The organism is Nocardia brasiliensis IFM 10847, assembly GCF_000710915.1.
GTDB lineage: Bacteria > Actinomycetota > Actinomycetes > Mycobacteriales > Mycobacteriaceae > Nocardia > Nocardia brasiliensis_A.
Genome location: NZ_BAUA01000209.1, coordinates 1 through 20250, shown reverse-complemented (window position 1 = coordinate 20250; position 20250 = coordinate 1). Strand labels below are relative to the sequence as shown.

Annotated in this window: 19 protein-coding genes; 11 read left to right on the top strand and 8 right to left on the bottom strand. The window is 68.8% G+C overall.

Translation table 11 applies throughout. The features are described 5' to 3' along the window. Positions 1-10: 10 nt before the first annotated feature. Complete coding sequence (locus NBRGI_RS41225; RefSeq protein ID WP_029903499.1) at positions 11-1081, bottom strand: DNA polymerase IV; 1071 nt, start codon at positions 1079-1081, stop codon at positions 11-13. A gap of 120 nt (positions 1082-1201) precedes the next feature. Between NBRGI_RS41225 and NBRGI_RS41220 the strand changes: the two genes are divergently transcribed. The 3 genes from NBRGI_RS41220 (at position 1202) to NBRGI_RS41210 (ending at position 2959) form a co-directional block, all read left to right on the top strand. After that, positions 1202-1855, top strand: coding sequence for a DUF1707 SHOCT-like domain-containing protein (locus tag NBRGI_RS41220; RefSeq protein WP_051728425.1), 654 nt, complete (start codon positions 1202-1204; stop codon positions 1853-1855). A 61-nt stretch (positions 1856-1916) separates the two neighbouring features. Next, positions 1917-2522, top strand: coding sequence for a TetR/AcrR family transcriptional regulator (locus tag NBRGI_RS41215; protein ID WP_029903494.1), 606 nt, complete (start codon positions 1917-1919; stop codon positions 2520-2522). Next, a complete protein-coding gene (locus NBRGI_RS41210) occupies positions 2519-2959 on the top strand; it encodes a PaaI family thioesterase (protein ID WP_029903492.1) in 441 nt (146 codons plus the stop codon). Before NBRGI_RS41215 ends, NBRGI_RS41210 begins: the two co-directional genes overlap by 4 nt. Before the next feature lie 46 nt (positions 2960-3005). Here the strand turns inward: NBRGI_RS41210 and NBRGI_RS41205 are convergent, their stop codons facing one another. The 3 genes from NBRGI_RS41205 to NBRGI_RS41195 all read right to left on the bottom strand — a co-directional run bounded on the left by NBRGI_RS41205 (position 3006) and on the right by NBRGI_RS41195 (position 7923). Continuing rightward, entirely contained in the window at positions 3006-4679 is a 1674-nt protein-coding gene (locus NBRGI_RS41205; protein ID WP_063726384.1) for an FAD-dependent monooxygenase, read from the bottom strand. A 94-nt stretch (positions 4680-4773) separates the two neighbouring features. Continuing rightward, complete coding sequence (gene lon / locus NBRGI_RS41200) at positions 4774-7137, bottom strand: endopeptidase La (RefSeq protein WP_063726386.1); 2364 nt, start codon at positions 7135-7137, stop codon at positions 4774-4776. 219 nt (positions 7138-7356) lie between these two features. Then, entirely contained in the window at positions 7357-7923 is a 567-nt protein-coding gene (locus NBRGI_RS41195) for a dihydrofolate reductase family protein (protein ID WP_029903482.1), read from the bottom strand. 229 nt (positions 7924-8152) lie between these two features. Between NBRGI_RS41195 and NBRGI_RS48415 the strand changes: the two genes are divergently transcribed. The 8 genes from NBRGI_RS48415 (at position 8153) to NBRGI_RS41155 (ending at position 15672) form a co-directional block, all read left to right on the top strand. Beyond that, positions 8153-8686, top strand: a complete 534-nt coding sequence (locus NBRGI_RS48415) for a hypothetical protein (protein ID WP_029903480.1) — start codon at positions 8153-8155, stop codon at positions 8684-8686. Next, a complete protein-coding gene (locus NBRGI_RS45770; protein ID WP_029903478.1) occupies positions 8683-9747 on the top strand; it encodes a PrsW family intramembrane metalloprotease in 1065 nt (354 codons plus the stop codon). The genes NBRGI_RS48415 and NBRGI_RS45770 overlap by 4 nt, the downstream gene beginning before the upstream one ends. Positions 9748-9864: 117 nt before the next feature. Beyond that, positions 9865-11220, top strand: a complete 1356-nt coding sequence (locus NBRGI_RS41180) for a hypothetical protein (RefSeq protein ID WP_029903476.1) — start codon at positions 9865-9867, stop codon at positions 11218-11220. 115 nt (positions 11221-11335) lie between these two features. Beyond that, positions 11336-12127 (top strand): TIGR03084 family metal-binding protein, encoded by a 792-nt coding sequence (locus NBRGI_RS41175; RefSeq protein ID WP_029903475.1) that lies wholly within the window; start codon positions 11336-11338, stop codon positions 12125-12127. Positions 12128-12511: 384 nt separating this feature from the next. Further along, positions 12512-13201: a hypothetical protein gene (locus NBRGI_RS41170; RefSeq protein WP_148311158.1), complete on the top strand. Its 690-nt coding sequence runs from the start codon at positions 12512-12514 to the stop codon at positions 13199-13201. Positions 13202-13217: 16 nt separating this feature from the next. Next, a complete protein-coding gene (lhgO, locus tag NBRGI_RS41165) occupies positions 13218-14408 on the top strand; it encodes an L-2-hydroxyglutarate oxidase (RefSeq protein WP_036562722.1) in 1191 nt (396 codons plus the stop codon). Between the two features lie 168 nt (positions 14409-14576). Then, on the top strand, positions 14577-15050 hold the full coding sequence (locus tag NBRGI_RS41160) for an SRPBCC family protein (RefSeq protein WP_029903469.1): 474 nt from the start codon (positions 14577-14579) through the stop codon (positions 15048-15050). A gap of 10 nt (positions 15051-15060) precedes the next feature. Then, entirely contained in the window at positions 15061-15672 is a 612-nt protein-coding gene (locus NBRGI_RS41155; RefSeq protein ID WP_029903468.1) for a ribonuclease H family protein, read from the top strand. Positions 15673-15757: 85 nt separating this feature from the next. Here the strand turns inward: NBRGI_RS41155 and NBRGI_RS41150 are convergent, their stop codons facing one another. The 4 genes from NBRGI_RS41150 to NBRGI_RS41135 all read right to left on the bottom strand — a co-directional run bounded on the left by NBRGI_RS41150 (position 15758) and on the right by NBRGI_RS41135 (position 20084). Continuing rightward, positions 15758-16573, bottom strand: a complete 816-nt coding sequence (locus tag NBRGI_RS41150; RefSeq protein ID WP_029903467.1) for a hypothetical protein — start codon at positions 16571-16573, stop codon at positions 15758-15760. Positions 16574-16705: 132 nt separating this feature from the next. Beyond that, the gene (locus tag NBRGI_RS41145) at positions 16706-17878 is read right to left on the bottom strand and encodes an MlaD family protein (protein ID WP_029903466.1); all 1173 of its coding nucleotides are present in this window, start codon (positions 17876-17878) and stop codon (positions 16706-16708) included. Then, positions 17875-18966 carry an MCE family protein gene (locus NBRGI_RS41140; RefSeq protein ID WP_029903465.1) on the bottom strand — a complete coding sequence of 364 codons (1092 nt, stop codon included), beginning with the start codon at positions 18964-18966 and terminating at the stop codon, positions 17875-17877. The genes NBRGI_RS41145 and NBRGI_RS41140 overlap by 4 nt, the downstream gene beginning before the upstream one ends. 8 nt (positions 18967-18974) lie before the next feature. Next, complete coding sequence (locus NBRGI_RS41135; RefSeq protein ID WP_029903464.1) at positions 18975-20084, bottom strand: MCE family protein; 1110 nt, start codon at positions 20082-20084, stop codon at positions 18975-18977. Positions 20085-20250: the final 166 nt, after the last annotated feature.

Below are 20250 nucleotides of genomic sequence, written 5' to 3'. Positions count from 1 at the left end.
GTCCTCGCACCTACTCCGGGACGAGTTCGAGCCGCACGCCGAGCAGCCGCACCGGGCGGGTGAGGTCGAAGCGATCGACGATGCGCAGCGCGGTCTCGCTGATCTCGGCGGGGTCGATGGTGGGCACCCGCAGCTTTTCCTGCTTGCTGCGGGTGTAGAAGGTGTTGGTCCGGACGGTGACCGAGACCCGGGTGCCGATCCGGCCCGCCTCGGCCATCTCCTCGGCGACCTCGGTGGCCAGCCGGGCGACCTGGGCGCGGATCTCGCCCGGCTCGGTGAGGTCCCGCGGGAACGTCTCGGATTTGCTGCGGCCCACCGGAACTCGCGGTTCGGTGGTGACGTCGGTGTCGCCTTTGCCGTGGCCGAGCACCCAGAGGTACGGGCCGGTGGTGGGGCCGAACTCGGCGGCCAGGCGCTGCCGGTCCGCGGCCATGAGGTCGGCGACGGTTTCGATGCCGAGGTCGGCGAGGCGGGTGGCGATCCGCGCGCCGATGCCCCACAGCGCGTTGGTGGGACGGTGCGCCATCACCTCGGTCCAGTTCGCGGCGGTGAGCCGGAAGACCCCGGCGGCCGCACCCGCACCCGTGTCCGGTCCGGCGGCGGTCTTGCCGGTGGACTTGGCGAAACCGGTGGCGAGCTTGGCGGTGAGTTTGTTGTCACCGATGCCGACCGCGCAGGTGAGCTCCAATTCCTCGATGGCGCTGCGGATTTCGGCGGCCAGCGCCTCCGGGTCATCGGTGTCGGCGGCGAGGAATGCCTCGTCCCAGCCCCACACCTCGACCCGGCCGGGAAAGGTGCGCAGCAGCGACATGACCTCGTCCGAGGCCTCCTCGTAGGTGGCCATGTCCAACGGCAGGAACACCCCTTCCGGACATTTGCGCTGCGCACTGCGCAACGCCATGCCCGCCCGGACGCCGTACGCACGCGCCGGATAGGACGCGCAGGTGACCACCTTGCGCGGCTCGGTCGGATCGCCGTTGCCGCCGACGATGACCGGCAGGCCGCGCAGTTCCGGATGGCGGCGGAACTCCACCGCCGCCTGAAACTGATCGAGATCGACGTGCAACAGCCATCTGGCCATAGCTCCGTCTTACCGCACAGGGGCGACATGCAGCGGATTTCCGCACGATCGGCTGCTGACGGCGGCCGCGAGCGGTCCCCGGACGTACCATTTTCCTGATCCGGAACAAGGGGGCAATCGATGGCGAAGCGGCGCGGCGGCGATCCGACGGGCAGCGCCCGGGTGCCCGATGTGCCCGCAGCCCAGCCCGCTCGACTGCCCGCGATCCGAGTGGGCGACGCCGACCGGGAGACCGCCGCGCGGCTGCTGCACCTCGCGGTCGAGGAGGGCCGGCTGGACCTGCCCGAACTGGACCGCAGACTGGTCCTGGTCTACTCCGCGCAGACCAGCGCCGACCTGGCGGCCGTGACCTCGGATCTGCCGAGCGCCGCCGTCGCGGGGGAGCCGATCGAATTGCGCACGGGCAGCGGCACCCGTAAGAAGGCGGGGCAGTGGATCGTCCCGGCCGAGATCACCGCCGAATGTTCGTCCGGCAGTATCGTCATCGACTTCACACAGGCGATCTGCCCGCATCGCGAGGTCACGGTGCACGCGGCGGTCGGGTCCGGCAAGATCACGCTGCTGGTGCCGCGCGGCTGGTGGGTCGATCTCGATCGCGTGCAGAGCAAGAGCGGCAGCGTGCGGAACAAGGCGATCGGGCCGGTGCGGCCGGGTGCGCCGCTGCTGCGGGTCGACGGGCAGGTCCGTTCGGGCACCCTGCTCGCGAAGTATCCGCGCCGGCCGCGGCGCTCCTTCGCGGACTGGCTACGCGGCCGTCCGCGCCCCACCGTCTGACGTTTCCTCGAACTCCGCGCGCACCATTGCCTTGCCGCGAAAACAGAACTAAATTCTGGTTGTGAAGATTCGAGATCGGTTGCTGCTGGCAGCCGAGCGGCAGTTCGCGGAACGGGGCGCGCTGGAGGCGACCCTGGCGCAGATCCGCGAGGCCGCGGGCGCGAGCGTCGGCGCGCTCTATCACCATTTCCCGGACAAGGCCGAGCTCTACCGCCAGGTGTGGGCGCACGCGCTGGCCGACTACCAGCGGCATTTCTGGGCGGTGGTGAGCGAGAGCGCCGACGCGCGCGCGGGCGTCACGGCCGGAGTCCGCGAGCACCTGCGCTGGGTGGCCGAAAACCAGTACCGGGCACAGGTTCTCCTGTCCGCTCGGCCGCCGGGCGTGCGCGAGAGCGAGAGCAATCGCGAGTTCCTGCGCGATGTCGCCCGCTGGTGGCGCACGCACGCGGGCTACGGCGCGGTCCGCGACCTGCCGCTGGATCTGGTCTACGCGCTGTGGCTCGGTGCGACGCAAGAGTATTCGCGGCAGTGGCTCAGCGGCGCAGTAGCGGCCAGCCCCCTCGACGTCGCCGGTGAACTCGCCGAAGCCGCCTGGCTGAGCCTGGCCGCGACACCCTCCGATGCCGCGCGGCCGGGCTCCGGCACGCGCACGAAAGGCAGCTCATGACCACGCCCATCGACCTGGACCTCGCCGAAAAGGTCCTTGCCGCACAGCCTTTCGCCGAATTGGTCGGCACCGAGATCACCGGTTTCGGTCCCGGCACCGTGACCCTCACCATCCCGATCCGACCCGAACTCGGCCAGCAATTCGGCTTCGTGCACGGCGGCGTGCTGTCCTACGCGGCCGACAACGCGCTCACCTTCGCGGCCGGCACCGCACTCGGCGCCAACGTGCTCACCGGTGGATTCACCATCACCTATCTGCGCCCGGCCGCCGGAGTGCGACTGCGGGCCGAGGCGACGGTCACCGACGCGACCCGCCGCCAAGCGGTGGTCCGCTGCGAGATCTACGCCGAGAGTGCCGATGGCACAAGGGTGTTGTGCGCGGTGGCGCAGGGCACCACGCGGGTGGTCGACCGCGCGCTCGCGACCCACGACGCGTAACCCGGGCCGGGCCGAGCAGACGAGGGGTTGCCCGGCCCGGTCTTGTTCAGGAATTCGCCACCGTGCGATGGTGTGCCACAGGTCCGTCCGCCGTGGTCCGGGCATCGTCGGCATCGGCTGTGCCGTAGGAATTCTCGACGCCCGCGGGGATACCGACGATGCGGCGCAAGACCGCGGCGAGCGACCCGGGGTGCAGGCCCGCGTCGGACCGACCGGCAACGATGCCGTCCGGCCGGACGAGCAGCGCACCGCCTTCCGGCAAGCCGGTGCACGCGGCCCACTCCACGGTCGGAATCGCGTGCACCGTGATGTCGATACCGGTGTCCCACTGGGCTGCCCAGACCGCGTCCCGCCACGCCGCCGACGTGCCCGTGACGATCAGGGCGAACCCCGGCCCGTTCAAGTCCAGCGTCGAAATCTGCTGCGCCCGATCGATCCACTGGTGCGGCACCCTGGTACCGACCTGACCGGTGAGCCGATCGACGTGCGCTTCGCCTGGCGCGCCGCCGAACAGCGCGGCCGAGCAGTATCGGAACCTGGTCATCACGGCGTCGGTGCTCAGCTGCCTGGCGAGATCGGCCGCGTTGTCCGGCGTGGGAACGGCGTACCGGGTGTCGAAATCGGTGCCGAGCCGGGCCTGTTCGGCCGCGACGAGCGCACGCGGACGGCGTTCGGCCTGGTAGCTGTCGAGCAGGTCCGGGCCCGCGGTGCCGGACAGCACCGTCGCCAGCTTCCAGGTCAGGTTGTGTACGTCGGCGATTCCGGTGTTGGCGCCGTAGCCGCCCCACGGCGCGTGCCGGTGCGCGGCGTCACCGGCGAGGAAGACGCGGCCGCGACGGTACTCGTCGGCCACGAAAACACCGGTGTCCCAGGCGGTTCGGCCGAGCAGTTCGACATCGATGTCGGCGACGCCGATCGCCGCGCGCACCAACTCGACGCAGCGTTGCCCGGTGTAATCGGACGAACTCGCCTGCGCCGGGTCGTATTCCAGGTGAAACGACCACTCGTCGGTGTTGTTCTTGGTGAGCACGAGGCAGCGCACCGCGTCGTTGACGATCTCGCACTGGCTGAACGTCCGTCCGTGCAGCACGTCGGTGAGGTCGGTCCGGACGAAGGTGTTGATGTAGTGGTGCGTGGGTGGCAGCGTCCAACCGGTGATGCCGAGCCGCCGCCGGATCGAGCTGCCGCCACCGTCGGCGGCGATCAGATAATCCGCCCGGACGATCGTGGTGCCCGCGTCCCGGTCCCGCAGGGTCGCCGTGACGCCGTCGTCATCGGCCGCCACGTCCACCAGCTCGACGCCGAAGCGCAGGTCGCCGCCGCGCGTGCGGGCGAGTTCGGCGAGCAACGGCTCCAGTTCGGCCTGCGGCAGGAAACAGAAGGACGACGGGCTGGGATCGTGCTGCGCCAGGCCGCGGACGAAGGCGGTGAGATCCAGTCGCTCGGCCGTGGTCAGCGTGGCGCCCCGGCTCGCGCCGCCGAAATGTCCCGCCTTCAGCACGCCCGCCGCGACCTGCTGCACCTTCGTTTCGATGCCGAGCTGCCGGAACAGCTCGACGGTCCGCACGTGCAGGCCGCGCGAGCGCGGCAGCGCCGACGCCGCCGTTCGCTTCTCGACCAGAATAAAAGGGACGCCGTGGTATTCGAGAAAGAGCGCGGCGCACAGCCCGACCGGGCCGCCGCCGGCGATGAGTACCGGTGTGTGCTGCGTGGATGTCATGCGCCCACCCTGGTCGCAGCCGCTTGCACCGGGCTTGCGTCCCGGTGACACGGCGAAGGGCCGGGCACCGTGTGCCCGGCCCTTCGGCTCCGGATCAGGCGCTGGCCGCGAAGGCCGGTCCGTCCAGCGCCGGTTCGGCGACCGGCTCGATGGCGTAGGCCAGGATCTCGGCCACGTCGCCGACCGGGCGGACGTCCAGTGCGGCAAGCACTTCGGCCGGGACGTCGTCCAGGTCCGGCTCGTTGCGGGCCGGGATGAACACCGTCTTCAGGCCGGCTCGCTGCGCGGCGAGCAGCTTCTGCTTGACCCCGCCGATCGGCAGCACCCTGCCGTTCAGCGTGACCTCACCGGTCATGCCGACATCGGCGCGCACCTGGCGATCCAGTGCCAGCGACACCAGGGCGGTGACCATCGTGACGCCCGCCGACGGACCGTCCTTGGGCACCGCGCCCGCCGGGAAGTGCACGTGGATATTGCGATCCAGCACCGAAGGCTCGATGCCGATCTCCTCCAGATGCGAGCGGACGTAGGTCAGCGCGATCTGCGCGGACTCCTTCATCACGTCACCCAGTTGCCCGGTCAGGGTCAGCGACCGCTCACCCTCCGCGGCGTTGGCCTCGATGTAGAGCACGTCGCCGCCGAGCCCGGTGACCGCGAGTCCGGTGGCCACACCCGGAACCGCGGTGCGTTCCACCGAGTCCGGGGTGAACCGGGGACGGCCCAGGTAGTCCTTGAGATCGCCGAGGTCGATCGTCAGCGACTGCTCGGACCGCACCAGCGCGTCGTAGCCCAGGTCCGCGCCGTAGCCGAGGTCGACGACCTCGGATTCGGCTGTCGCCGTGCCGGTTCCGCCCTCGGACAGCCGAGTCGCGGCCTTGCGCAACGCCTTCGCGATGAGCCGCTCCATCTGCCGCACGCCGGCTTCCCTGGTGTAGTTCGCCGCGATCTCGCGCAACGCCGCGTCGGTCACGAGCACCTCGTCGGCGGTCAGCGCGTTACGTTCCAGCTGCCGCGGCACCAGGAAGTCGCGCGCGATGGCGACCTTGTCGTCCTCGGTGTAGCCGTCGACGGTGATCAGTTCCATCCGGTCCAGCAGCGGGCCGGGGATGGTCTCCATCACGTTGGCGGTGGCGATGAACAGCACGTCGGACAGGTCGAGATCCAGGTCGAGGTAGTGGTCGCGGAACGTGTGGTTCTGCGCCGGATCCAGCACCTCGAGCAGCGCGGCCGCCGGGTCACCCCGGAAGTCCGAGCCGACCTTGTCGATCTCGTCCAGCAGGACAACGGGATTCATCGATCCCGCCTCCTTGATGGCGCGCACGATCCGGCCGGGCAGCGCGCCGACGTAGGTGCGCCGGTGTCCGCGGATCTCGGCCTCGTCGCGCACGCCGCCGAGGGCGACCCGCACGAACTCGCGGCCCATGGCCCGCGCCACGGACTCACCGAGCGAGGTCTTGCCGACACCGGGCGGACCGACCAGCGCGAGCACCGCACCGGAGCCACGCCCGCCGACGACCTCCAGACCGCGGGCGGCGCGCCGCGAACGCACGGCCAGGTACTCGACCATCCGGTCCTTCACCTCGTCCAGGCCGTGGTGATCGGCGTCCAGCACCGCGCGGGCGGCCGAGACATCGGTGCTATCCGTGGTTTTCACCGTCCACGGCAGTTCGAGCACGGTGTCCAGCCAGGTCCGGATCCAGCCGGATTCCGGGCTCTGATCACTGGCCCGCTCCAGCCTGCCGACCTCGCGCAAGGCCTCCTCGCGCACGTTGTCGGGCAGGTCGGCCTGCTCGATCCGGGTGCGGTAGTCGTCGGCGCCGTCGGGTTCGTCCTCGCCGAGTTCCTTGCGGATCGCGTTGAGCTGCTGGCGCAGCAGGAACTCGCGCTGGCTCTTCTCCAGGCCCTCGCGGACGTCGTCACTGATCTTCTCGGTGACCTCGGCCTCGGCGATGTGGTCCTTGGTCCACTCGATCAGCGTGTGCAACCGCTGGGTGACGTCGGGGGTTTCGAGCAGTTCGCGCTTCTGATCGTTGGTCAGGTACGGCGCGTAGCCCGCGGTGTCGGCGATCGCGGACGGGTCGGTCAGCTGGTTGACCGCGTCGATGATCTGCCAGGCCTCGCGGCGCTGCAGCACCGAGACCACGAGCTTCTTGTACTCGGCGGCCAGCTCTTTGGTCCGGCCGTCCGCGGCCGGCGTCTCGACCGGTTCGGCCTCGACCCACAGCGCGGCGCCCGGCCCGGTGACCCCGTGCCCGATCTTCGCGCGCCGTTCGGCCTTCAACACGGCCGCGGGCGCGCCACCGCGCATCCGGCCGACCTGTTCGATGGTGGCGACCACGCCGTAGGAGGCGTAGCCCTCGGTCAGGCGCGGCGCGAGCAGCACGGCGTCCGTCTTGGCGGCTCGCGCGGCATCGATCGCGGCCTGCGCCGATTCGTCCAGTTCGATGGGCACGACCATGCCCGGCAGCACGATCGGATCGGTCAGGAACAGCACCGGCAAGTTCTGAGGTGTAGTCACGTCTTCGACCCTTCCAAAAGTTGAGCGATACCAACTCAACCCCACCCCCACCCCCTTTGTTCCGCCCGATCCCGGTGTTCGCTGACGGCGAAGACGACGCGGGCCGTGACGTCCCGAACCGGGTGCGGGTAGCTCACCCGGGTCCGGGGGGCGCAGGGGTCACGAACGCTGCGGCTCGAAGTGCAGGGCGACGATGCCGCAGTCGAAGGGGGTGGCGCCGGCGGCGCGCAGGCGCTGGTAGGCGCCGGGGGCGAAGACCGGCATGCCGGTGCCGATGGCGGTGGCGTTGACGAAGAGGTGGATTTCGTCGACGAGTTCCTCGGCGAGCAGGGCCGAGACCAGGGTGCCGCCGCCGTAGACGATCAGATCGCCGCCGGGCTGGGACTTCAGATCGGTGATGATCTTGGCCAGGTCACCGCCCGCGACCGTGGCGTTCTCCCAGGGGGATTCGGTGAGCGAGTTGGAGATGACGACCTTGGGGGTGTTGTTCATCCAGTCGATGGTTTCCTGATCTTCGCCGTCCTCCGGGGTCCGGGAGGCCCAGGTGGGGATGAAGCCCTCGGCCAGGTTGCGGCCGAGCACGATGGTGTCGACCGGCTCCATGATCTTGGCGATGTAGGCGCCGACGTCGTTGGTCCAGGGGAACGTCATCCAGTCCATCTCGCCGTTCGGGCCCGCCATGTAGCCGTCGACGGTGGTCTGGACCTGGAGCTTGAGCTTGCGCATCGGGTTTTCCTTTCGCGGCCGGGCCCGGTGCGGGCCCGCTGTTCTGGTGTGCGTTCACAGTGCCGGAGGGGGCTTACGGATTGTTTACGGTTGTTTCCGATCTGCACGGTCCACGCGCGATACGCGGCTCGCGTCCCACCGAACCGGTCCGTCCTGTTCTATCGTTGATCCGGCTGCGCCGCAGGTCGGACGCGGTTTCTCGGTAAAGCTGCGCCGAGGGGAGCACGGTATGACGGGATCGAGCCGCGACGGCGGACCGGCCGCGGTACTGCTCGCGGTGGTCGCCGCGCTGATCGTGGTCCCAACGGTGCTCGCCGCGCTCGTGCCGGTGCGGGAGACGACGCTGGCCCCCGACGCCGAGATCGCGCTCACCGCACCGGGGGAGGCGCCGGACACGATCGAATTCGGAGGCGTCGGCGGCTGGCAGCGCAGGCCGACCGGCGACCAGACCACCGCGGTGCTGGTGGCGCCGAGCGGCGCGCGCCTGGCGGTCAGCGTGGTGGACGGCGTCACGGACTTCCCCGCGGCGGCCGCATGGCGGTTACGGGTGCTCGGCGTGCAAGGCTTCGACGGCTCCTTCGACGGCGGAGAGATGAAGACGCCCAACGGTTTCGGCGGACCGACCTGTCGCGGCACGGACCGTGCCGGGGTGTGCGCCATCCTCGGCAACGACAACCTGGCCGTCACGCTGGTGCTGATCGGCGCGGACGCCACCCTGGCCGAGCTGACCCCGCTCGTCGAGACCCTGCGAGTGCGGCGATGAGCACGACGGCCACGCCGCTGCGGTGGTGGCGGCCGAGGTCGGCGCTGTTCTGGTCGTATTGGCTGATCGCGGTGCTCGGCCTGGCCGGGCTGATCGTGCAGCTGGCGCCGGTGGTGGCGCTGAACTGGCGTGACGTCCTGGTCGGACTGCCGTTCACGCTGGCCACCCTGGCCGTATTCGGTTGGCTGGTACTGCATTTGGATCGGCTCCGGGCCCGTCGGCGGATCCGGGCGCCGCTGCTGCTCGGCTTTCTCTGGGGCGCGCTGGCCGGCCCCGGCATCGCGATGTTCGCCAACGACCACAACATGCGGGTGATCCAGAACCTGGCGGGCGACGCGTTCGCCATCGACTGGCAGGCCCCGATCTCCGCGGCGATCGTGGAGGAGGCGGTGAAGGGCGTCGGCGTTTTCGCGGTGGCCTGTCTGGCCCGGCCGCTGCTGTACCGGCCGATGCACGGGCTGCTGCTCGGCGGCTGTACCGGCCTCGGATTCCAGGTGGTCGAGAATCTCACCTACGAGGCCAACGCCGGATTGCTGTCCGCACAGCATGATCCGGGTTACGCGGTACTGGTCGGCATCGTGCGGCTGCTCACCGGGGTCACCTCGCACTGGATGCTCACCGCGCTGGCCGGGATCGGCATCGTGCTGGCGGTGGCGCGCACGGACTGGCCGGCCCGGCGGCGCGCCCAGGCCTTCCTGCTGTGCTACTTGCTCGGCGCCGCACTGCATTTCGGCTGGGACGCACCGAGCCCCGCGCACGTCCCGGTCGGCTCGATCCTGCTGCGCACGGTGCTGTACGTGCTGATCTTCGCCGCGGTCTACGCCTGGGTGGTGCACACCGAGCGAGCCTGGTTCCGCGCCGTGGTGGACTGGGCGGTGACCCGCGGCATCGCGCCGGCCGGCGAGCTGAGCACGCTGGTGACCCGGCGCAGCAGGCGCAAGGCCCGCAAGGCGGAACAGCTGAGCGGTCAGTACAGCCGCCGGCTACAGCTGCGCCGGCAACGCGTGCTGCTGGAGTGGGTGCAGGAAGCCGGTGCGGGTTCCGGTATCCGTGTGCCGTGACCCCGTCCTGTCGATAACCCCGGGCCGCGTTGACACTCGCTTCGGCGCAATGACAATGTTGGGGCCTTGATACCTCATACCGGCGGTTCCGTCGGTTCGGCCTAGGGAGATCCATCGATGAGTTCGCTCGCCGCTGGCGTGTTCATCGATTGGGAGGAGCTGACCGGCCAGTCCAAGTTCGTGGTCGACCTGATCACGTTCCCGATCTTCAGCGCGCTGGCGGGCTGGCTCACCAACTGGACCGGCGTGCTGATGTTGTTCTGGCCGGTGCGGTTTCGCGGTTTCCGGATCCCGGGACTGCACGTGCTCTACCCGTATTTCCCGCGCCGGGTGCAGGTGCTGCCGACGTTCTCCGGGGACGGGCGCCGATTGGGTTTCCAGGGCTTCATTCCGGCGCGGGCCGAGAAGATGGCCAGCATCTGCGTGGACAAGGCGCTGATGCGGATCGGCAGCCCGCGCGATTTCATCCACGAACTGGACCTGGACGGCATCGCGGATTACGTCGCGGTGCTCGCCCGTAAACAGGTGCAGCCCTTGGTCGACGAACTGATGTACCGGGAGAACCCGGACCTGTGGCGCACGGTCCCGCGCGCCGCCAAGCAGATCATCTACCAGCGGGTGGACCGCGAGCTGCCCGCGCTCTCGCGGCGCGCGTTCGAATCGCTCGGCGACAACGTCGATCAGCTGATCGATATCAAGAGCTTCGTCATTCGGTACCTGCAAGACAACCCGGACATCCTCAAGGATCTGACCACGACGATCGCGGCGCCCGAGCTGCGGTTCATGGTCCGGATCGGCCTGCTGGGCGCGCCGTTCGGGCTCGCGCTGGCGCTGTACATGCATGTGCACCACCGGATTCCGGTGCTGGGCTGGGTGCCGGGGTGGGTGATCGTGCTGCTCGCTTCGGCGGCGATCGGGGTGATCGTGAACGTCATCGCGGTGAAAATGGTGTTCGAGCCCGGCGATCCGCAACCTTGGTACAAGTACCTGTGGCAGCAGGCCCTGCTGGCCAAACGGCAGCCGCAGGCGGCGACCGATCTCGCGCACATTCTGGCCTACCAGGTGCTCACCCTGCCGAACCTGTCCAAGGAACTGCTGGACGGCCCCAACGGTGACAAGACCCGTCAATTGCTGGAACGACTGGTCTCCGACGAGATCCACCGGCAGCTCGGCCCGACCACCTCGTTCGTCCGCGCGGCGCTCGGGCGACGCCAGTTCGACAATCTCAAGGCCGGGGCGGCCGGCGCGGCGGTCGGCTTGGCGCCGACGCTGGTCGAGGACGAGGAGTTCACGCTCGAGCAGGCGAAGACCATCGATGTGTTCGCGGCCCGCAAGCTGCGGCAGCTGACGCCGGGGGAGTTCATGGAGATGTTCTATGCCTCGGTCGAGCAGGACGCGTGGCTGCTCTACCTGCACGGTGCGGTGCTCGGACTCGTGGTCGGCGCCTCGCACCTGATCGTCTTCGGCTGGTGAAGCCGCGGCACCAAATACAAGCACGCGTGCTTGCATTTTTCTGAGGCCGCTGCGATGCTGAACCGGCGCGGGCACCCGAGGCGGTGTGCCCGGCGGGTAAGGAGCTGGGGAACAGATGGCTGACCTCGAAGCGCTGCTCGGCGATTTCGCCGCGGAATGCGCCGATCTGGAACGAATCGTCGCCCCGCTGGCGGCCGCCGAGTGGACTCGCGCCACCCCGGCGCCCGGCTGGACCATCGCCCATCAGATCGGCCATCTGGCCTGGACCGACGAGATCGCCACGGTCGCCGCCACCGATGCCGTGGAATTCCAGCGGTTGGTGACCGAGGCCGGACCGAAGGTGCTGACCTTCGTCGACGACGCGGCCGAGGAGGCCGCGACCGCACCCGCCGCGGAACTCCTGGACCGGTGGCACCGAGGCCGCAAAGCACTCACCGACGCATTGCGTGCGGTGCCCGCGGGCACCAAGCTGCCCTGGTTCGGCCCGCCGATGAGCGCGGCCTCGATGATCACCGCCCGCATCATGGAGACCTGGGCGCACGGCCAGGACGTGGCCGACACCCTGGGCGTCACCCGAGAGCCGACCGCCCGGCTGCGCACGGTCGCCCATATCGGCGTCCGCACCAGGAACTTCGCCTACACCGTGCACGGAAAGACCGCGCCTGCTGCGGAATTCCGGGTGGAACTGACCGCGCCCGACGGCACGAGCTGGTCCTGGGGCCCCGAGGACGCCGCACAGCGGGTGAGCGGACCAGCGCTCGATTTCTGCCTGCTGGTGACCCAGCGCCGCCACCCGGACGATCTCGCGATCGTCGCCACGGGTCCGGACGCCGCCGAATGGCTCACCCTCGCACAGGCTTTCGCCGGGCCGACGGGCGCGGGCCGGACCGCCGGACAGTTCGCCTGACCTTCCCCCCGACGACAACGACGGCCGGATGTATGCATCCGGCCGTCGTCGGCACCCGACCAATTCCGAGGATTCGGGAGCCGGCGAGCGCCACACTTGGGTGCGCCGTTCGTATCGGCCGGACGCCATTGGCCGGGTGTCTCGATGTGGCAGTCGAGAATGACGCTCGCCAGCTGAACTAATGGTTACCCGCGCTCGACCTGCTGGAAACATAAACGACTCCGACGATTCGGGATCGATGCCCGGCGACCGGTCCGCACCGCGATGTGATCCTGCTCTCCCGGACCCGGCACGCTCCGGGCCCGCGCCGTAACCTGGACAACTGTACGGCTTTCAATGATGCGGGCTGCTGCCAGGGAACTGAGCGGACGGAAGGAACGCATCGTGAGAACACACAAGCCTGCCCATATCGCGCGGCATGCCGCGGTCGTGCTCGCCGGTGCCGCGAGCCTCAGTCTCACCGTGGTCGCGGGCGCCTACATCGTGCACCAGATCGCCGAGACCGAGCGGCCCGCGGGCCCGGCCGCCGCACCACCGGCGTTGCCCGCCGAGGAATTCGACGGCGAGCCCGTGCACGCCGAGACCGTGCTCACCGCGGGCAGTCACGAACTGCCCGTGCTCGCACAGCCGCGCGGTGTCGTCGAGGTGGCCCCGAAAGTGACTGACCCGCAGCTGCATTCGACATTCACCACGCATAACGCCGGTGTCGGCGGCCGGCTGCGGTTCGGCGACACCTACGTCGGCGCGCAACTCGCCGCGGTGCCCGACGACACGATCTCACTGACGGTCGATACCAACGCAGTAACCGTGCTCACCGGTTTGCTGCCCGCCGACCCGCGGCGGGACACGACAGCGGTCACCCGGCTGCGCACCGAATTCGACACGCGCAGTGGCGCGGTCGTGCTGCTGCTGACCGACCCGGAGCTCGGCGAGCACGATCTGCGGATCGATCGCGCCGCGCAGGCGGGCACCGGCGCGACCGCCGGGCCGGACGAATCCGTGGCGCCCGAACCCGCTGCCGCGCTGTCGGGCGGAGGCACCCCGCACGGTGGGCAACCCAGCGTCACGGTGTAGCCCCTAGGGTGCTCGTATGCCGCACAGCATGTACGACTTCTGCGTGATCGGTGGTGGCATCGTCGGGGTGGCCACCGCGCACCGCATCCTGCGCAAACACCCCGGCGCGACCCTGGTGATGCTGGAGAAGGGCGCCGCCCTGGCCACGCACCAGACCGGGCACAACAGCGGGGTCATCCACTCGGGCATCTACTATCCGCCGGACAGCCTGAAGGCGCGACTGTGCCGCCAGGGCGCGCGCTGGACGAAGGAATTCGCGGCGGCCCAAGGGATTCCGTTCGAGGTCTGCGGCAAGCTGCTGGTCGCCACGGATGCGGCCGAGCAGCAGCGGATGCTGGCGCTGCATGAGCGCTCGGTGACCAACGGGGTGGCGGTCGAGCTGATCGATGCCACCGAACTCCGCAGGCGGGAGCCGAAGGTGCGCGGTGTCGGCGCGTTGTTCGTGCCGGACACCGGCATCGTCGACTACACCCGGATCACCGCCGCGCTGGCCGCCGAGGTCGCCGCGGCGGGCGGGGAACTGGTGTTCGGCGCCGAGGTCACCGCGCTCACCGAGACCGACAGCGCGGTCACCGCGGCCGGACCGGCCGGCTCGTGGTCGGCGCGGACCCTGGTGGTGTGCGCGGGCCTGCAGGCCGATCGGCTGGCCCGGATGGCCGGGCTGCGCAACGACTTTCGGATCGTGCCGTTCCGCGGCGAGTACTATCAGCTGCCGCCGGAACGGGCCGGGTTGGTGCGCACGCTCATCTATCCGATTCCCGACCCGGAGCTGCCGTTCCTCGGCGTCCACCTCAGCCCGACCATCGACGGCACCCTGACCGTCGGTCCGAACGCGGTCCTCGGGCTGGCCAGAGAGGGCTATCGCAAGGGCAGTTTCGACGCCAAGGACGCCGGCGCCGTGCTCGGGTTTCCCGGGGTGCACCGGGTGGCCAGGGCCAATATCCGGACCGGGCTGCGCGAGTTGCGCAACTCGGTGTTCAAGCGGGGCTATCTGGCCGAGTGCCGCAAATACTGCCCCGAGTTGACGCTGGCGGATCTGCGGCCGCGCGAGGCGGGCATCCGCGCGCAGGCGGTGCTGCGCGACGGCACCCTGGTGCACGACTTCATGATCGAGCGCACGCCGCGCTCGGTGCACGTGCTCAACGCGCCGTCGCCCGCGGCCACCTCGGCGATGCCGATCGCCGAGCACATCGTCGCTCAGCTCTGACCCAGAGAACAGACCAGACGGTTCTATAAGCCGGTTGACCGGCCGCGAGCAACCAAGCAACCGCCCGGTCGCCATGCGAAAAAGGCCTGTGCCAAATACCGCGCAACCCCGCCAATAAAGAGGAGAGCTGTAGTACTTTTAACGCCAGTCGTGGAAATGGGAGGGCCCATGGGCCATATCAAGTACGCGAGTGACGTCGGAGCGCCTGTCGAGGTCGCCTTCACCTATACGAACAACCATCTGTTCGTACCGGATTGGATGTTCGGCGTCGCCGGCTTCGAACCCGACGGGGAGCTCGACCACGGCCTCGGCGCCACGTTCACCGCCGCCACCCGGCTGCTGATGGTCTGGCGGCCGGCCATGACATGCGAGGTCACCGAATATCGCCGCAACGTCGTGATCGGGTATACGCTGCGTGGGCGTTTATCGGGGACTCTGACGCTGCGCTTCGACCCACTCGGTTACGGGAGGTCGGTGCTGACGTCGGAGGCGGAGTACAGTCCACCGCGCGGCTTCGCGGGGCGCCTCTGCGTCGGTCTGGTGGATTCCGCCGTGAAATCGGCGCTCCGCCGCACCGAGTCCCAATTGCGAAGGGAGATAGAAGAATTCCACGGTACCGATCTTGTCGGTCGGATTGCGTAGGGTGCCAGCCATGATCATCGTGAGCACCGACGGATCCTGCCTGCGCAACCCCGGCGGCGCCATCGGCTGGGCGTGGGTCAATCATCAGGGCTCCTCGGCCAGCGGCGGCGGCGCGTCCGGCACGAACCAGGTCGCGGAATTGCGCGCGGTACTGGAAGCGATTCTCGCCCATCCCGGTTCGGAACCTCTACTGATCGAAAGCGATTCGCTCTACGCGATCAAGTGCGCGTCGGAGTGGATCTCCAGCTGGCGGCTCAACGGCTGGCGCACCTCGACCGGCGGCGCCGTGAAGAACGTCGAACTCATCCGCCAGATCGACAAAGCAATCGCCAGCAGGCCCGGCCCGGTTCGATTCCGTTGGGTCCGTGGCCATGTCGGCAACTACTTCAACGAGCAGGCCGACGCGCTTGCCGGAGAAGCGGCTCGGAAGGCGGCCGCCTCGGCAGCCGTCGCCGAGGCGAACACCGCGGAAATCCCCGCGGTGACTGTGGAAGAAGCGCCGGCGGTGCCGGAAGTGTTGCAGCAGAAGCCCGAACGGTTACGCACACCGGCTGCCGTGTCGGGACAGGCCGCGGGGAAGGCGGCCGCGCCGTCGGCGCCACAGGCATTGACGCTGTTCTGATTTCGAGGAATGGCCGCCCGAATGACCTCCGGCGGTGGTGGCTCGGCCCACCGCCGGAGGCGCTCGGTGCGTTACCGTCCCGGGATCAGTTGCCCGGGGCGGGGGTGGGCGGCTCGGTCGGAGCGGGCTGACCCTCCGGTCCGGCAGGCGCGTTCGGCGCCGGGGCGGGCGCGCCGGGCAGGCCGGTGCCCGCGCCCTTCAGCATCGGCGAATCGAGCTTCTCGACCAGCCACTTGTCGCCGGACTTGGTGAGCTGCGCGATCACCACGACGAACTGCCGCTCCGGGTTCGACTGGGTGAAGTTGGTCCGGTACTGCGTCAGCGTGACGAGCACGTTCGCCGAGGTCTTGTCGCCGGACTGGTAACCGCACTGCACGTCGTCCACCCAGGACTTCACCTTGGCCTGCACCATGGCGTCCTTGAGCGCCTTGGTCGCGTCGTCGAACTCCTTCAGGAATTCGCCGCTCGCGCCGGCCTTCACCTTGGTGAAGTAGCCGTCGAGGTCCTTGGAGTAGTCGTAGATCGAAACGTCCTTGCCGAACGAGCACGCGGCGTTGGTCGCGTCCCGGATCGCGTCGAGCTTGTCGCCGCGATCCTTGCCCTGCAGGAAGAACACCACCACCGCGGTGATCGCCGCGACCGCGAGCACGCCCGCCACGAAGGCCGCGATCAGCGGCACCGAGCCGGACCGGCCCGACGCGGCCGCTTGGCCCGCGCCCTTACCGAGATCGGTCTTGGGCGTGGCGACCCGCTCGGATTTGTCGGCCTCGTCGGCCGGTGCCGCCTCGGTCTTGGACAGCTCGGGCGCGGCTGCCGCGGGCTCGGGCCGCTCGCCCGCATCCTTCGTGGCATCGGCCGCGGTCTCGGCGTCCTTGGTGGTGTCGGCGTCGTCGGTGGACATCGATACAAACCTGCACTTTCCCGGCGCGCGGGCGCACCGATCGACTGACGGGCCCGCATCTCGGGCGAACCGTACGCGTTCTACCGGCGAGTATGCCCGGACCCGCGCGATCGACGCGGGGCCGGGGGCCACTCACCGCACCGGGGGCATGGTCCGTTCGTTCGGATCGACACCCGGCGGCATGTGCGCGCCGTTGTTCGGCACATCTGGCCGCGGCGCGTTCGCGGCGCCGCGAATGTACATGCCAGGAGGCGGATTCTCGCAGTAGTTCCACTTCGGAATCGAGCCGTCCTGCACAGTCTCGTTACGGATCTGCGGGGTGTTGTAGGTGCAGAACGGGCGCGGCCACAGATCGAGGATCGCGTGGAACTCGCCGTCGTGCGCCGGCACACCCAGCGCCTCGGCACCGGCCGCGAGCGAGGGGAACAGCGCGCGCAGCGCGGGCAACCGCAGCTGCGCGGCCTTGGTCATCGCCGAGAAGTTGGCGGCCAGGCTGGTGATCGGGTCGCTGGTCTTGTCGAGCACCGCACCGAGCCCGGCCAGCTGCCCCGGCGCCCGCTCCAGCACGCCCTGCAGTTCGGCGTTCGCGTTGTTGAACTGCTCGAACAGCGTCCCGGAGTTGCGGGTCAGCGTGGCGAGGTCGGGCTGGGCGTTGGAGGTGGTCTCCGCGATGGTGCGCAGGTTGCTGATCAAGTTGGTGGTCTGCGGCAACAGGCTGTCGAAACCGGCCATGGCCAGGCTGATGCCGTTGACCATGCCGCGCAACTGATCCGGGCCGCCGCTGAGCGCGGTGTCGAGCTCGCTGAGGATCACGCCGAACTTGTCCGGGTCGACCTGCGCGATGAGGGCGCTGGAATTGTCCAGCACGGACCAGACCGGGGTCGGGGTCTTGATCTTGGCGGCATCGAACTTGATCACCGCGCCGTCGCCGAGGTACGGGCCCTGCTCGGTGCCGGGTCGGAAGTCGATGTACTGCTCGCCCGCACCGGAGAGCGCCTGCACCGAGATATCGGTGTCGACCGGGATCTTGAACTTGCTCTCGATCTGGGCCGACGCCGCGATGGCCTGGCCGCGATCGGTGAGTTCGATCGAGGTCACCTTGCCGATGCGATAGCCGCGCAACGTCACGTCGTTGCCCGGCTGCAGCCCGCCGGATCGATCCAGGTTCACCGTGACGGTGTAGTTGGACCGCAACGGGTTGACCCGCATGACGCTCACCATCAGATAGGCGGCGCCGATGACGAACACCAGCACCAGGCCGATGGTCGACAGGATCAGCTTGTGCTCCTTGAGCTTCACGATCACCGGTGACCCCCCTGCACTCGGGACTGCACGATCTGCAGCACCTGGATCAGGCTGCCCGCGAAGTCCTGCAGATCCTGCACGTTCTGCAGCCTGCCGTGCTCCGGGTCGGTCAGCGCGCTGAGGTCGAGGTTGGTCGCGGTGGCGTAGACCGCGAAGCTCTTGCCCTTGAAGGTCGCGTCGAGCTTGGGCCGCAACACATGTGCCCGATCGAGCAGGATCTCGAGGTTGTCGCCGGTGGCCGAGAGCGCGTCCATCAGCTGGCGGGTGTTGTCCAGCAGACTGCCGAGCTGCTCGCCGGAGGTGTTGGCGTAGTCGCCGAGTGCGGCGCTGGTGGTCGACACCTTGGTCAGCAGATCACCGATGGCGCGGTTGTTCTCGGCGATCGCACCGATCATCTGCGGCAGCGTGTCGGCCACCTGGCCGAGTTCGTTGCGCCGGGTCTCGATGGTGTTGGCCAGCGCGCTGAACTCGGTCAGCACCCCGTCCACCTTCGCGCTGTTGTCGTTCAAACTGCCGATCACCCCGGTCATTTCGGTGATCAGGTGGGAAAGCTGGCCGCCGCGCCCGCCGACGATGGAGTCCAGCTCCGAGGTCAGCTTGCTCAGGCTGGCGACGCCGCCGCCGTTGAACAGCATGGAGATCGAGATCAGCAGCTGTTCGACGGTCGCGCCCGCGGAGGTCTTGTCCAGCCCGAGGGTGGCGCCGTCGCGCAGCATGGTCGTGCCCGCCTCGGTCTTCGGCTTGGACACCGCGATGAACACGTCACCGAGCGGAGTGGCCTGGCGCAGCTCGGCCGTGCTGCCCTCGGGCAACTCGATGTCCTTGCTGATCTGCAGGTCGACGACCGCCTGGAAGTTCTTGGTCGTGATCTTGGAGACCACGCCGACATCCGAGCCGCCGATCTTCACCTTCGCCTGATCGGGCAGGTTCAGCGCGTTCTCGAAAACCGCGTGGACGGTGTAGGTTTCGCCGCCGACACCCGGTTTGGGCAGCGGCAGCTTCTCCACCGTGAGACCGCACCCGGCGGTGACCGACACGGCCGCCACCGCCGCCACCGCCATCAGCGCCCGTCGTGCCTTGATCGTCATTCGATACGTCATTTCGTCAGTCCGAGCAGCGCTGCGGTGAGGCCGTAGTCCGGCCCGAAGTCCTGGCCGTATCCGGTACGGCAGCCCTCCGCCTTCATCTGGATGCGTTCGCAGAACAGGCTCAGGATGTCGCCGGTCAGGGCCGTGCCGATGACCGCGTGCAGGCGCACGTAGCCGTGCTCGCGGTTCATGATCTTGTCGACGTTCTGGAAGGCCAGCGGCGCCACGTCGACGACCTCGGTGATGCCGTAGGCGTTGTCACGCAATTGCTGGGTGACATTGGTGAGTCCGGCCATCGAACCCGCCAGCTGGTCCTGGTACTGCACCAGGGTCGTGCTGGTGTTGGCGAGGAAGTCGTTGATCTGGTTCAACGTCGCCTGCAGACCGGGGGACTGCTCCGCGAGCAGCCCGGTGAGCTGGGTCATCCGGTTGCTGAAATCGCGCACCGACTGGTCGTTGTCGGCCAGCATCGTGGTCAGCTCGTTCAGCTTCACGATGATGTTGGACACCGCGTCCTTGTTGTCGACACCGATCTTCAGCGCGCTGGACAGGGCGTTGAGCGTGTCACGCATCTTCTCGCCGTTGCCGTTCACCATCGGGTACAGCACCCGGCCCGAGAGCGGGCCGATGCCTTCGCTGCCCGGTTCCGGCTTGAGCGCGGCGGCGAACTGATCGATGGTCTTGATCATCGTGTCCAGCTCTACCGGCGTCCTGGTCTTGGCCAGCGGCAGGTGCGCACCGTCGGCCAGCGTGTCGCCCTTGGTGTAGACCGGGGTGAGCTCGACGTGCCGGTCGGTCACGATGGACGGCGAAATGATCGCCGCCATCGCGTCTTTCGGAATCTTCACGTCGTTGTCGATCGACATGTGCACCTCGACGAGGGTGCCCTTCGGCACGATCTTCTCGACCTTGCCGACATCGAGCCCGAGCACGGTGATCGGGTTGCCCTCGTAGATGCCCGCGATGTTCTCGAAGTCCGCGGTGATCCGAATCGTCTGGCCCAGCGCGTTGTTCACCGAGGTCGGCACCAGCGAGCAGCTTCCGACGGTCAGTGCGGCCGCGCTGACCAGCAGCAGCTTGGCGAGGGAACGGAGTTTGACGGTCTTGGCGAAGCTCATCCCTGGCACCCCTCGATCGCGTTGGCGAAGCACAACCAGTTGTCCGGGAACAGCCACGGGAGGCCGACGTCGCCGTACGGTCCGCTGCCGCCCCAGGAGTTCGCCAGGTAGCGCACCGTCGGCGGCATCAGCGAAAGCAACCGGTCCAGATTGTCCTTGTTCTTCT

What these genes read in the sequence shown, in the direction of transcription:
- NBRGI_RS41150 (WP_029903467.1), bottom strand. Translation starts at nt 16,573, where the DNA reads ATGTCCACCGACGACGCCGACACCACCAAGGACGCCGAGACCGCGGCC.
- NBRGI_RS41155 (WP_029903468.1), top strand. Translation starts at nt 15,061, where the DNA reads ATGATCATCGTGAGCACCGACGGATCCTGCCTGCGCAACCCCGGCGGC.
- NBRGI_RS41210 (WP_029903492.1), top strand. Translation starts at nt 2,519, where the DNA reads ATGACCACGCCCATCGACCTGGACCTCGCCGAAAAGGTCCTTGCCGCA.
- NBRGI_RS41205 (WP_063726384.1), bottom strand. Translation starts at nt 4,679, where the DNA reads ATGACATCCACGCAGCACACACCGGTACTCATCGCCGGCGGCGGCCCG.
- NBRGI_RS48415 (WP_029903480.1), top strand. Translation starts at nt 8,153, where the DNA reads ATGACGGGATCGAGCCGCGACGGCGGACCGGCCGCGGTACTGCTCGCG.
- NBRGI_RS41220 (WP_051728425.1), top strand. Translation starts at nt 1,202, where the DNA reads ATGGCGAAGCGGCGCGGCGGCGATCCGACGGGCAGCGCCCGGGTGCCC.
- NBRGI_RS41180 (WP_029903476.1), top strand. Translation starts at nt 9,865, where the DNA reads ATGAGTTCGCTCGCCGCTGGCGTGTTCATCGATTGGGAGGAGCTGACC.
- NBRGI_RS45770 (WP_029903478.1), top strand. Translation starts at nt 8,683, where the DNA reads ATGAGCACGACGGCCACGCCGCTGCGGTGGTGGCGGCCGAGGTCGGCG.
- lon (WP_063726386.1), bottom strand. Translation starts at nt 7,137, where the DNA reads ATGGTCGTGCCCATCGAACTGGACGAATCGGCGCAGGCCGCGATCGAT.
- NBRGI_RS41195 (WP_029903482.1), bottom strand. Translation starts at nt 7,923, where the DNA reads ATGCGCAAGCTCAAGCTCCAGGTCCAGACCACCGTCGACGGCTACATG.
- NBRGI_RS41225 (WP_029903499.1), bottom strand. Translation starts at nt 1,081, where the DNA reads ATGGCCAGATGGCTGTTGCACGTCGATCTCGATCAGTTTCAGGCGGCG.
- NBRGI_RS41140 (WP_029903465.1), bottom strand. Translation starts at nt 18,966, where the DNA reads ATGACGATCAAGGCACGACGGGCGCTGATGGCGGTGGCGGCGGTGGCG.
- NBRGI_RS41160 (WP_029903469.1), top strand. Translation starts at nt 14,577, where the DNA reads ATGGGCCATATCAAGTACGCGAGTGACGTCGGAGCGCCTGTCGAGGTC.
- NBRGI_RS41175 (WP_029903475.1), top strand. Translation starts at nt 11,336, where the DNA reads ATGGCTGACCTCGAAGCGCTGCTCGGCGATTTCGCCGCGGAATGCGCC.
- lhgO (WP_036562722.1), top strand. Translation starts at nt 13,218, where the DNA reads ATGCCGCACAGCATGTACGACTTCTGCGTGATCGGTGGTGGCATCGTC.
- NBRGI_RS41135 (WP_029903464.1), bottom strand. Translation starts at nt 20,084, where the DNA reads ATGAGCTTCGCCAAGACCGTCAAACTCCGTTCCCTCGCCAAGCTGCTG.